Annotated in this window: 11 protein-coding genes; 6 read left to right on the forward strand and 5 right to left on the reverse strand. The window is 66.5% G+C overall.

The genetic code is table 11. The features are described from left to right. The first annotated feature begins 3 nt into the window (after positions 1-3). Positions 4-933 (forward strand): phosphate/phosphite/phosphonate ABC transporter substrate-binding protein, encoded by a 930-nt coding sequence (locus tag MC380_RS01510; RefSeq protein WP_242104440.1) that lies wholly within the window; start codon positions 4-6, stop codon positions 931-933. Beyond that, the gene (locus MC380_RS01515; protein ID WP_242104439.1) at positions 930-3,059 is read left to right on the forward strand and encodes an EAL domain-containing protein; all 2,130 of its coding nucleotides are present in this window, start codon (positions 930-932) and stop codon (positions 3,057-3,059) included. Before MC380_RS01510 ends, MC380_RS01515 begins: the two co-directional genes overlap by 4 nt. Before the next feature lie 829 nt (positions 3,060-3,888). Here the strand turns inward: MC380_RS01515 and MC380_RS01520 are convergent. Next, positions 3,889-4,569 carry an exopolysaccharide biosynthesis protein gene (locus MC380_RS01520; RefSeq protein WP_242104438.1) on the reverse strand — a complete coding sequence of 227 codons (681 nt, stop codon included), beginning with the start codon at positions 4,567-4,569 and terminating at the stop codon, positions 3,889-3,891. Beyond that, positions 4,559-5,887: a hemolysin family protein gene (locus MC380_RS01525; protein ID WP_242162626.1), complete on the reverse strand. Its 1,329-nt coding sequence runs from the start codon at positions 5,885-5,887 to the stop codon at positions 4,559-4,561. Before MC380_RS01525 ends, MC380_RS01520 begins: the two co-directional genes overlap by 11 nt. A 234-nt stretch (positions 5,888-6,121) precedes the next feature. On the opposite strand from MC380_RS01525, the gene MC380_RS01530 reads away from it, so the two are divergent. Both MC380_RS01530 and MC380_RS01535 read left to right on the forward strand, forming a co-directional pair. Continuing rightward, the gene (locus MC380_RS01530; RefSeq protein ID WP_242104436.1) at positions 6,122-6,748 is read left to right on the forward strand and encodes a pit accessory protein; all 627 of its coding nucleotides are present in this window, start codon (positions 6,122-6,124) and stop codon (positions 6,746-6,748) included. A gap of 10 nt (positions 6,749-6,758) precedes the next feature. Beyond that, the gene (locus tag MC380_RS01535; protein WP_242104435.1) at positions 6,759-7,880 is read left to right on the forward strand and encodes an inorganic phosphate transporter; all 1,122 of its coding nucleotides are present in this window, start codon (positions 6,759-6,761) and stop codon (positions 7,878-7,880) included. 121 nt (positions 7,881-8,001) lie between these two features. Here the strand turns inward: MC380_RS01535 and MC380_RS01540 are convergent, their stop codons facing one another. Further along, positions 8,002-8,412 (reverse strand): YbjN domain-containing protein, encoded by a 411-nt coding sequence (locus tag MC380_RS01540; RefSeq protein WP_242104434.1) that lies wholly within the window; start codon positions 8,410-8,412, stop codon positions 8,002-8,004. A gap of 47 nt (positions 8,413-8,459) precedes the next feature. Here MC380_RS01540 and MC380_RS01545 point away from each other — a divergent pair, with 47 nt between their 5' ends. After that, positions 8,460-8,786: an MGMT family protein gene (locus tag MC380_RS01545; RefSeq protein ID WP_242162628.1), complete on the forward strand. Its 327-nt coding sequence runs from the start codon at positions 8,460-8,462 to the stop codon at positions 8,784-8,786. 75 nt (positions 8,787-8,861) lie between these two features. Here the strand turns inward: MC380_RS01545 and MC380_RS01550 are convergent, their stop codons facing one another. Continuing rightward, positions 8,862-9,536: a 2OG-Fe(II) oxygenase gene (locus MC380_RS01550; RefSeq protein ID WP_242162818.1), complete on the reverse strand. Its 675-nt coding sequence runs from the start codon at positions 9,534-9,536 to the stop codon at positions 8,862-8,864. Here MC380_RS01550 and MC380_RS01555 point away from each other — a divergent pair. Beyond that, positions 9,535-10,188: a rhomboid family intramembrane serine protease gene (locus MC380_RS01555; RefSeq protein WP_242104432.1), complete on the forward strand. Its 654-nt coding sequence runs from the start codon at positions 9,535-9,537 to the stop codon at positions 10,186-10,188. The genes MC380_RS01550 and MC380_RS01555 overlap by 2 nt on opposite strands. A gap of 9 nt (positions 10,189-10,197) precedes the next feature. Here MC380_RS01555 and MC380_RS01560 read toward each other — a convergent pair whose 3' ends face one another. Continuing rightward, complete coding sequence (locus MC380_RS01560) at positions 10,198-12,264, reverse strand: M13 family metallopeptidase (RefSeq protein ID WP_242162631.1); 2,067 nt, start codon at positions 12,262-12,264, stop codon at positions 10,198-10,200. Positions 12,265-12,289 lie beyond the last annotated feature (25 nt).

A 12,289-nucleotide genomic window follows, 5' to 3' on the forward strand; every position in this document is an offset into this window, starting at 1 on the left:
CACGTGACTTCGCGCCTGCGCTCGCTGTGGATGGCCGTTGCCTTGCTCTCGGCCCTGCTGCTGCCGCGCGCACCGCAGGCGGCGGACGGGGACGGACAGGTGCTGGTGCTGGGCCGGATCAGCGACGATCCCAAGGCGCACTACGAGCAGCTCAAGCCGCTGCTGGACTACGTGGTACCGCGCATGGCCGATGTGGGCATCCGCGAAGGCCGGATCCTGATGGCGCGCGATCCGCAGCAGATGGCCAGCTATCTGCGCCGCGGCCGGGTCGACTGGGTCACCGAGACCAGCGGCACCGGCATGCAGCTGGCGCAGCGCGCGGGTGCCAAGCCGCTGCTGCTGACCGAGCGCGACGGGGTCAGCCGATACCGGACCCTGTTCGTGGCGCGCCGCGACAGCGGTATCCGCAGCATCGAGGCGCTGCGGGGCCGGAGCATCGCGTTCCAGGCCGCCGAATCGACCAGTTCCTATTTCGTGCCCGCGGCTGCGCTGCTCGAGCGCGGCTTGCCACTGACCCTGCTGCTGTCCCCGCACGACCGGCCCGATCCCGATGCGGTGGGTTATGTGTTCGCCCGCTCAGAGCTCAACGTGTCGACTTGGGTGCACAAGCGCCTGGCCGACGCAGGCGCAATGAGCAACCTCGACTGGGACAACCCCGCCAGGGTGCCGCCGAGCTACCGGCGCGATCTGGTGATCTTCCATGAAACGGACCCGTATCCGCGCGCGCTTGAAATGGTGCGTGGCGATCTGGATCCGAAGGTGCAGGCACGCCTGTATCAGGTCCTGAGCCAGGCCGCGGACGATCCCGATGCGCGCGAGGCCCTACTGCGCTTCTTCAAGACCACACGATTCCTGCCGATCGACCCGCCATCGATGCAGGCGCTGCAGAAGGTCGGCGCCGGCGTCGGCCGGGTCCGGGCGGAAGTCGAATGATGACCTGGCGGATGGGGCTATCGGCCAAGTTCGGCGCGCTGATCGCGATCGCGCTGGTGGTGCTGCTGGGAGTCGTGCTGCTGATGCTGCAGCGGCAGCATGCGATGCAGGCGGAGGTGGTCAGGGTCGGCGGCGACGCGATGCGCACGCTGATCATGTCGCGGCTGCGCAAGCGGGGCGAGGCGACCATCGGCCAGGTCGCCGACTCGCTGGTCAACCCGCTGTACTACTTCGACCTGGATTCGATTGGCGGCATCGCCCGGGACGTGATGCGGCAGCCGGATGTGGCCTATGTCCTGGTCTACGACACCAATGGTGACATCATCCACGACGGATCGGGCGACATCCCCACCTACGGCCAGGCGATGAACGATCCGCTCGCCTACGAGGTGGTTTCGGCGCGCGGCGAGCACACCCAATTGACCGCTGGCGTGCTCGACGTGTCGGCTCCGATCAGCGTGGGCGAGCAGCGCCTGGGCGGGGTGAGGATCGGGTTTTCCCTGACCTCGGCGCGGGCCGACGAGGAGCAGGCTTCCGCGCGCATGTCCCAGCGCCTCAACGAAATCGGCAAGCGCCATCTGCAATGGATCGTGGTGCTGCTGTTGTCGCTGGTCGGGTTGGCGGTGCTGGTGAGTTACGCCCTGCAGCGCGCGTTGGTGCGGCCGATCCGGCAGCTGGCCGGCGCGGCGCGCGAGATCGAGGCGGGCAACTTCGCCGCCGAGATCCCGGACAGCCGGCGCCAGGACGAGGTCGGCGACCTGCTGCGCGCGTTCGGACGCATGAGCGAAAGCATCGGCCGGCACGATCGCGACATCCGGCGCATGGCCTATACCGATCCACTGACCGGGCTGGCCAACCGGCTGGCATTTCGCGAAAACCTGGACCGGCGCGTGGTCCAGCTGCAGGGCGCCGGTCGGGAAATGGCGCTGCTGTTCGCGGACATCGACGATTTCAAGCGCGTGAACGACAGCCTTGGCCACGACGCCGGCGACGAGGTGCTGGTGCAGTTCGCCAACAGGATCCGTGAAGCCGTGAGCCGCTACGGGGGCAGCGATGCGATGCTGGCCCGCTTCGGCGGCGACGAGTTCGTGGTGCTGCTGCAGGCCGACGAACGCCACGGCGCGGACATGCGTGCGCTCGCCAGCAGCGTCGCCGAGAACCTGGTGTCGGAGCTGAGCCGGCCGATCCGGGTGCAGGAGCGGCAGGTGTTCCTGGGCACGTCGATCGGCATCACGTTGTTCCCCGATGACGCGCGCGAGGCAGCGACGCTGATGAAGAACGGCGACATCGCGATGTACCAGGCCAAGGTCGCGGGCAAGAACTGCTTCCGTTTCTTCAGCCGCGCGATGGACCAGGCGGTGGCGCGCCGCATCCGCATGGAGACCGACCTGCGCGGCGCCTGGGAACGGGGCGAGCTCTCCCTGGCCTACCAACCGGTGTACCGGCTCTCCGACCGCCGGCTGGTGGGCGCCGAGGCGCTGCTGCGCTGGCAGCACGAGGAGCAGGGCGCGATCGCGCCGTCGGCCTTCATCGATGTCGCCGAACAGAGCGGATTGATCGAACGGATCGGGCCGGAAGTGCTGCGCGCAGCCTGCCGCGATGCGGCGTCATGGAGTGCCGCCAATGGCGAGGCGCTGTTCGTATCGGTGAACGTGTCGCCGCGACAGCTGCGCAGCGGCGATCTGCCGCGGCACGTGACCCGGGCGCTGCAGGAGTCCGGCCTGGCCCCGCATGCGCTGCACCTGGAGCTGACCGAGACCACGATCATCAGCGACGAGAAACAGGCGAGCGCGATGCTGTCGAAGCTGCGCGGCGAGGGAGTGCGGGTATGGCTGGACGATTTCGGCACCGGCTTCTCGGGCCTCAGCCACTTGCGCCGGGTGCCTGTCGACGGCGTCAAGATCGACCGCAGTTTCGTGTCCGACGTGACCCGCGATCCGGACGATCTGGCGCTGACCACGGCGATCATCGCCATGGCCCATTCGCTCGGAATCATCGTTGTGGCCGAGGGGATCGAGGACGAGCAGCAATATGCCTTGCTCAAGCAGCGCAATTGCGACCTGGGGCAGGGCTACTGGTTCGGCCGCCCGGTGGCGGCGCGCGAGTTTGCGAAGCTGATCGCTTGATGCGGGGCCTGAGGCCTTCGCGGTTGTGCCTACGAAGGTCGGCACGCGTGTGCGGGGCGTGGCAAGTAAGGCGACATTTATTGCTCGGATGCCGAACTCGCGGCAGCGGTGAAGCAGAGCTTTCGCCTTTCGGCGAGTTACTTTCTTTGCTGGTGCAAAGAAAGTAACCAAAGAAAGCACCCAATGGATCCACATCGCTCAAGGGATGTGGATGCCGAAGCAATTTTCGGACTCGCCATCCATGGCTCGATCCGAAAACGGCGGCCATCCATGGCCGCCGCCCCTTCGGGGTTTCCGGGAGCTGACAGCTACTGCGGGACCATGAAAGTCAAAGACAGCGGATTAGGTCAGATCGCCTGATGAGCTCCGTGGCAACGAGCGCGAGCTTCGGCGTTTGATGTTTTCTGCGTTGCGTATGCGACCTGTATCCGGACACCCGGAGGGCGGCCGGCATGGATGCCGGCCGTTTTCGGAGCGGACACGGATGTCCGCTGCGAAAATGGCGACGACACCGCACACCACTTGAGCGGGTTTGATCTCACGAGAAAGGTGCTTTCTTTGGTTACTTTCTTTGCACCAGCAAAGAAAGTAACTCGCCGAAAGGCGAAAGCTCTTTGCTCGTTCTTTGATTACTTTCCTGACGCGTGTTCGACGCACTGCACCAGCAAAGAAGCTGGGTCGCCTTCAGGTGAAAGCTCTAAGCCCGAAGGACGAGTGGTGTTGATCGGAAACGAGAGCGCAAAAAAGCAACGTCCTTGGTTTACCGCCCAACCTTCGCGGGCACGACATCATCGTGCTCTCACTCCTGGTTGGCGCCGCGCCGCCGCGCTCACACCAGCAAATCGATCCACCGCGCCGCCATGGCCGCGAGATTGCCCGAGAGCACGCCGAACACCGCGATCGATACCGCTCCAGCGACCCAGGCGACGATCATGAGCGCGCCGTCGCGTTCCAGTAGCGCAAGCGCGAACAGAAGCAGCAGTACGCCGAAGATCCCGTTGGTCAGCGGAATCGGCAGCGCCAGCAGCAGTCCCAGCAGCACCAGGATCACGCCGCTCACGATGCTGGCCATGCGGTGGTCGAGCAAAGCGGTCATGCGCGGTTTGATCACCCTTTCCAGCCTGGCCAGCCACGGCGCAAACCAGCGGTCGAACTTGATCAGCACGCTCCGGTGCGGGCCGCGCGCCGCCAACCACTTGGGCAGCCACGGCCGGCGCAGGCCGCCCATCAGCTGCACGCCCACCAGCACCACGATCGGACTGCTGATGACACCGGCCACGCCGGGAATGAAGGACGGGGGAATGGCCAGGAACAGCAGCACGCCGAAGGCGCGACGGCCCAGGCCGGTGAGCAGGTCGCCGAGCTTGAGCTGATCGTCCGGATCGCCTTCGGCCAGCTGGTCGAGCAGGGCGCGGGTGCCGCGCTCGGCCGCGCGCCGCCAGCTGCGCCAGCGTCGGCGCCTTGATCCCGGATCGCCCGGTTCGGCCGGTTCGCGCGGCTCAGGCGTCATCGTCGTGTTCCGCTGGCGACTCGGCCATCCGCTGCAGCAGCAGCTTGTCGATCCGCGGCCCGTCCAGGTCGATCACCTCGATCCGCCATCCGGCCCAGTCGAAGTGTTCGCCCGGATTTGGGATGCGGCCGAAGCGGGCGATGATCATGCCCGCCGCGGTGTGGTAGTCGTGCTCGTCCTCGTCGGGCAGCTTGCCGCCGCCGATCAGATCGCGAAATTCGTCCACCGGCAGGCTGCCGTCGACCAGCAGCGAGCCGTCGTCGCGGGCGATCACCAGCGCCTCGGCGTCGGCGCTTTCGCCCGACTGGATCCGCCCCAGCACCGCACCCATCAGGTCGTTCAGGGTGACCATGCCGGTGACGTCGCCGTATTCGTCGACCACCAGCGCCAGCGACTGCTGCTCCTCGCGGAAGATTTCCAGCAGCTTGAGCGCGTGGGTGGACTCGGACACGAAGACCGCCGGGCGCAGTTCCTTGAACAGGTCCGGCGCCAACTGGTCGAGGCGATCCAGCAGCGATTTCACCTCGAGCACGCCGAGCACGTCGGCGTCGCTGCCGCGATACACCGGATAGCGCGAATAGGGCGTTTCGCGCATTTCGGCGAGGTTTTCCTCGAAGCTCGCCGCGGCGTCCAGCCAGATGATCCGGGTGCGTGGCGTCATCAGGCTTTCCGCCGTGCGATCGCCCAGGCGCATCACCCGGTGCATCATGTTGCGTTCGTCGTCGTCGATCACGCCCTGCTCGTGGCCTTCGCTCACCAGCAGGCGGATTTCCTCCTCGGTAATGGCGTTGCGGGCATCGTCGCGGATGCCGAGCACCCGCAGCACCAGGCGGTTGATCGCGCCCAGGACGAACACGGCCGGCTTGGCCGCCCGCGCCAGCATGTGCAGCGGAATGGCAACGACGGCCGCGATTCCCTCCGGATTCGTCAGCGCCAGGCGCTTGGGGATCAGCTCGCCGAAAATCACCGAGCCGGCCGTGATCAGGGTCACGGCGGTACCGATGCCGATGGGCCTTGCGTATTCGCGCGCGGCCGGGAGCACATTGTCCAGCCAGTCGGCGATCTGCAGGCCGATCGCCTCTCCGCCGAACACGCCGGTCAGCACGCCAATCAGGGTGATGCCGATCTGCACGGTCGACAGCAGGTTGTCAGGATGTTCGGCCAGCGCCAGCGCCTTGCCGGCCCCCCGGCTGGGACGCAATGGATCCTCGGCCATCTGCTTGAGCCGCAGCTTGCGCGAGGTCATCACCGACATTTCCGACAGCGCGAAAAACCCGTTGAGCAGGATCAGGGCGATGACGACGAACAGCTCAATCATGGCCGCTCCGGGGGAAGCACCGGAGCGGCTCGAAACCGCACAGGCCCGCCCGGGATGCCGTCGGCGATGCAGGGCGGGCGGGCGGAGGTCGGGAGTCGTCGTCCATAGGGTGCGCCGCAGGCGCCGGGGGATGATATCAGGGCAGGTTGGGGCACTTTTCCCCAGCCCAAGTCACGAAACCGTCATAATCCCGACATAGGGTTGTCACCCGATTGCAACCTTCAGGGCCTCGGTATGTTCTCGCTACAGACGATCTTCGGTTCCGGCAAACAGTTCTACGCACTCCTGGACGAGGCCGCGGACGCGGCTCACGACGCCGCAAAGGCCCTGCACATGATGATGCGGGAACCCGACCGGGAGCCTGCGCTGGACGCGTTCAAGCTCGCCCGGCAGCGCGAGCGCGCCACCTCCGACAAGATCGGCAAGGCCCTGGTCGACAGCTTCATCACCCCGATCGAGCGCGAGGATATCGAGGCGCTCGGTTCGGCGCTGTACAAGATTCCCAAGCAGATCGAAAAGTTCGCCGACCGCTATTCGCTGGCGGTGCAGCATCTGGAGGGCATCGATTTCGCTCCGCGCTCGGCGATGCTGGAACAGGCCTCCGCCGTGGTCCAGGAAATGGTCCACGACCTGTCGAGGCTCGATATCGACCGCATGACCAAGCTCAACGAGAAGTTGCGCGCGATCGAGAACGAAGCCGACCGGCTGATGCTGGAACTGTACCGGGACATCTACTCGGGCAAGCTCGACAGCCAGCAGATGTTCCTGCTCAAGGAATTCTTCGAGATCCTGGAGAAGGCGATCGACCGCTGCCGCGAGGCGGGCGTGGTCGCCTACCAGATCGTGCTGAAGAACTCGTAAGGCGCCCGCCATGCTCACCCTGCTGCTGGTGGTGATCCTCACCGCGCTGCTGTTCGAGTTCATAAACGGCTTTCACGACACGGCCAACTCCATCGCCACCGTGGTGGCGACCAAGGTACTCACCCCGGGGCAGGCGATCATCCTGGCCGCCGTCACCAACCTGATCGGTGCGTTCATGGGCACCGCCGTGGCCAAGACCATCGCCTCGGGCCTGGTCGACACCGACGTGGTCGTGGTCACCTCGCAGGTGCTGATCTGCGCGCTCTCGGGTGCGATCATCTGGAACCTGATCACCTGGTGGCGCGGGCTGCCGTCCTCCTCGTCGCATGCGCTGATCGGCGGTCTGTGCGGCGCCGCACTGGCGGCGGCCAACAACGATTGGGCCGCGCTGATCTGGTCCAAGGCCAGCGGTGGCGGGTGGACCGAGAACAAGGGCCTGCTGTGGAAGGTGGTGGTGCCGATGGTCAGCTCGCCGATTGCCGGGTTCATCCTGGGCGTGCTGATCATTACCTTGCTGTACATCCTGATCGCGGGGCTGACCCGGGCAGGCGGCCCGCTGGCGCGCATGGCGCGCCCGCGCTGGGTCAATGCGTTCTTCGGCAAGGCCCAGTTGATGTCCGCGGCCTACATGGGGTTCGCGCACGGGCGCCAGGACGCGCAGAAGACCATGGGCATCATCGCCCTGGCGATCTTCGGCGCGCAGTCGGCCGGCACCCTTGACGCGTTGCCGCCATGGCTGCAGTTCCTGCATCCGGATGGAGGCAAGGATGGCATCGACAGCTGGGTGATCGCGACTTGCGCGCTGGTAATGGCGGCCGGTACCGCGGCAGGTGGCTGGAAGATCATCAAGACCCTCGGTCACAAGATGGTGAAGCTGCATCCCATCGATGGCTTCGCCGCGGAAACCGCCTCGGCCACGATCCTGGTCACCGCGGCGCATTTCGGCATGCCGGTGTCCACCACCCACAGCATCTCCACCGCGATCATGGGCGTCGGCTTCGCCAAGAACCCGCGCGCGCTCAAGCTGGGCGTGATCGAACGCATCATCTGGGCCTGGATCCTGACGATCCCCGCTGCCGGCGGCGTGGCTTACGGACTGTTCGAGCTGTTCGATGTGATCGGCTGGACGTAGGGCGGGCCCAGGCCCGCCGAACCGGCCGAACCGGCCGAACCGATTATTGGGATGACGGGCTTGAGACCGCCATGCGGGAGATCGCCGGCTCGCGGGCCGGGATGGCGGGCTTGAGCGCTCCCTAGAGCAGGTCGCCGCCTGCGGAGAGTGCGCGTTCCAGGCGGTCGCCCATGCCGCCGATTTCCAGGATCAGACGGTCGACCTCGGCTGCCGTCAGCCCCTCGTAGGGACGGTTCTCGCATAGCTGGATGTAAGGCACCCCGTCGAGATCGCCGATCGCCAGGTAGCCCACGCGGCTCTCCCAGTTGAACGCGAGCGCGCGCCGGCAGTCGACGCCGGTGATGGGAGCGATCACGGTGCTCGCGCGCAGATAATTGCGACCGTCATCGTCCTGCAGTTCCGACAGGAAGATCGCCTGGTGGCGCTTGCCATTGTCCAGCGACAGCTCCACGCAGACCACGTAGGGGTCCTGCATGGTGACCTTGTAGCGTCCGGAGGCCAGATGGCTGCGGATCTTCTCGAAGTTCTGCATGTCGGGGGCAGCGAAGGGTGCGAAAGATGCGGCTATCCTAAACCGCGATGACCGACCTGTCTGCCGCGGAGCGAATCCTTGCCACGATCCGCGCGATCCCGCGCGGGCAGGTCGCCGGCTATGGCGAAGTCGCGCGTCGCGCAGGCTTGCCGGGTCGCGCGCGACTGGTGGCGCGCGTGCTGAGCGAAAACCAGGATGCCGGACTGCCGTGGCATCGGGTGCTGCGCAGCGATGGCCGGATCGCGTTTCCGGAAAATTCCCGGGCATGGCGCGAGCAGGCGCGCAGGTTGCGTGCGGAAGGCGTGATCGTAGAGAAGGGACGGGTACGCGGACAGCGGGCGGCCGCGACGCTCGACGAGCAGGTCTGGGGCTGACGACGCGATAGTGGTGCGCCGTGCGACCGATACCGCACGGCCGCGCGCGATGCGAGACGTACCTGTCTCATGCAGCTAATTGCCGTCACGACGGAACCAGGCAGCAATACTGAGACGCTCGCGGACGGCCGGGAGCACTTCGTGTTCGATTTCGCTCAGGAAGCATACGGTCGTGTGCTCCTGCGGCAGCACGTCGATCGCGCCATCGGTCATGTGCAGGCGCAGCGCGCCACCTTCGGCCGGCGTCCAGTCGGTGTTGAGATAGCTCACCAGCGACAGCACGCGCGCCGCGCCGCGCATTGACGACGCATCATCGCGGAACCGGTCGCTGTGACGCGCGTAATGCGCGCCTGCCGGATAGGCTGCGTAATGGGCTTCGACCGATCGCATGCCCAGAAACAGGCGGCGGTTCAATTCAGTCCGCAGCGCATCCAGGTGCTTAAGATGGCTGATCGCGGCGGCGGAGCAGCGCGGATCGTCGAGCCACAGGGTTCGGTCGCCTCGGATCTCCTCGCGCATCCGGCGATCGCCGGCGCGCCCGATCGCCGCGGGCTGCAGGTGTCCGGCGTCGCGGAGCCGCAACAGATCCGTCCGCAGCGCAGCGGATGCCGAAGGCGTGGGGAAACCCTGGAGCAGGCATGCCCCCGACTCGCGTAATGCAAACGCCAGCGCCTGATGGTCGCGGCAGTCGGCACGGGCTAGCTCGGGCATCCCGTTATGATAGGTCCACGCCATCGACCGGACCCGCATGTTCTCCAATCTTCCGCCTGTCACCAAGGCGCTGCTGATCGCCAACGGCCTGGTGTTCCTGCTGCAATGGGTCGCCGGTCCGGCACTCGCCCCGCTGATGCTTTGGCCGTGGGGCGGCGATGGCGCGGGCGGCATGGATTTCATGCCCTGGCAGCTGCTCAGCTACGGCTTCATGCACGATCCGAACGGATTCGCGCACCTGATCTTCAATATGCTCGCGCTGCTGATGTTCGGCGCGCCGCTGGAATACGTCTGGGGCAATCGCCGCTTCCTGACCTATTACCTGACCTGCGTTGCAGGCGCCGGCCTGTGCCAGCTGGTGGTCGGTTCGTGGGCGGTGATGCAGGGCGGCGTCGCGTATCCCACCATCGGCGCTTCCGGCGGCGTGTTCGGCCTGCTGCTGGCCTACGGCATGCTGTTTCCGAACCAGCGGGTGATGCTGCTCATTCCGCCGATCCCGATGAAGGCGCGCACCTTGGTCTTCGTCTACGGCGCGATCGAACTGCTGCTCGGCTTCACCGGCCTGCAGCCGGGCGTGGCGCACTTCGCCCACCTGGGCGGGATGCTGTTCGGCTACCTGCTGATCCGCCACTGGCGCGGACAGCCGCCGTTCGGGCGTGGGGGCCCGCGGCGGCCGCGGATCGTACGCTAGCCGGCGCGATTACTTCTTCGACTTCGCTTTCGGGTCTTCAGGCGGCTCGACCGCGGGCGCCAGGCCCCAGACCTGGATCGGTTGCTGATCCTTGGCCAGCACCATCTTCGCCGGCGGTTTGCATGCGAACGCGGTGGCGAAGCTGGTCTGGTTGATCAGCGGCCCGTTGGTGCGCCACTGGCCCGGGGCATGGACGTCGGTGGCGGCCTGCAGGGCGGCGACGTCGGCGGACATCTGCTGGGGCCAGAGGCGTGCCCATCCGCCGTAGAAGGCCTTGGCGTCGGCGCCCGGCTGCGCGGCCTGCAGTGCGTCCCAGGCCAGTTCCACGCCGCCGAGGTCGGCCACGTTCTCGTCGCGGGTCAGCGTGCCGTTGACATTGGTGCCGGGCGCGTTGGGATAGGGGAAGACATTGAACTGCGCGGCGACCTGGTTGGCGCGCGCGTCCCAGGCCGCGGCGTCGACCGGCGTCCACCAGTCGCGCAGGGTTTCGCTGGCGTCGACCAGGCGGCCCTTGTTGTCGAAGCCATGACTCAGTTCGTGGCCGACCAGCGCGCCGTAGGAGCCGTAATGGCTCACCGAATCCTGGGCCATGTCCAGCACCGGCGCCTGCAGCATCGCGGCAGTGACGATCAGCCGGTTATGGGCGATGTCGTAGGCCAGTGCAGGTTCCTGCGGAAGCACGTCCCAGCGGCGGTCGGCGTTGCCGCGGCCGATCCGCTTCATCTCCTCGCGATGGCGCCAGGTGGACGCGATCAGCATATTGCCGCCGAAGCTGCCGCGGCCCATCGGCTGCACGCTGTAATCCAGGTCGCGCGCGGGGGCGCCGATCTCGATCCTGAGCTTGGCCAGCTTGGCCTTGGCCTGTTCCTTGGTCGGAGCGCTCATCCAGGTATTGCTGTCGATGCCGCGGCCGAGCGCATCGCGCACCTGCTTGGCCACCTCGTCCGCGCGCGCGCGGGTGGCGGCGGGCAGGTAGCGGGTGACGTAGTCGCGCCCCAACATCGGACCGGCCGCAAGGTTGATCGCGTCCAGCACCTGCTTCTGGCGGGGACCGGGTGCGACCTCGCCACGCAGCACGCGGCCGCGGAATTCGAAGTCTGCATCGCGCCAGGCTTTCGACAGGTACGGTGCCATCGCCGCGCCCACCTGGTAGCGCAGGTAGGCCTTCCATTGGTCGGCTTTGAGCGTATCCACCAGCGTGTCCAGCTGCGCGAACAGCTGCGGGTCGGCCATCGACACGCTTTCGTCGGTCACGCCCTGGGCCTTGAGAAAGTCGAGCAGCTGCAGTTTCTTGTACTGCTTGCCCAGGTTCGCGGTGGGCACCAGTGCATAACTGGCGCGCGGATCGCGCATCAGCGTGATCGGCTTGGAGATGCCGGCGATGCGCTTCTCCAGGTCCAGGACCGCCGCCAGGTCGGCGTCCAGTTTCTCGGCAGAAGATCCGGTCAGGGTGAGGATCTGCTTGACGTAGTCCTGGTAACGGCTGAACAGCGCGGCGGTGTCGGGATCGTTGCGCGTGTACCAGGCCGGATCCGGCAAGCCCAGGCCGCCCTGGGTGAAATAGCCGATGTGGCGCTCGAGGTCGTTGAGATCGATGTTGGCGCTGAAGTTGAACAGCGCGGGGATGCCGACCTGATGCAGCGCCGCGATCGCCGGGGCGATGTCCTTGTCGCGGCGGATGCCGTTGATCCGGTCGAGCAGGGGTGCGATCGGGTTGGCGCCGTCGGTTTCCACCGCGGCCTCGTCCAGGCCGCTCGCCCAGAAGTCGCCCAGTAGCTTGCCGATGCCGCCCTGCGCCGTCTGCATGTCGCTGTTGAGCAGGTCGATCTGCTGCTGCAGCGCCCGCTCGCGCAACTGGCTCATCGCCGTGGTCATGCCTGAACCTGCGACATGCAGGTTCGCGTCGAGCCAGGCCTTGTGGGTGTAGGTATAGAAATCGCTGCAGGCGTCGATCTTTTCCACCACGGGCTTCTTGGCCGTGGATCGTTTCTTCTTCTGCGCCTGGGCGTCGGTGGCGCCCACGGCGACCAGCAGGCTCAGGGCGAAGGCGAGGGTCGACGGGCGCAGATTCGGCATTTACCCAGATTCCAGGCAGAAAAGT

The sequence above is a fragment of the Lysobacter sp. M15 genome (assembly GCF_022662515.1).
Classification (GTDB): domain Bacteria; phylum Pseudomonadota; class Gammaproteobacteria; order Xanthomonadales; family Xanthomonadaceae; genus JAKPBU01.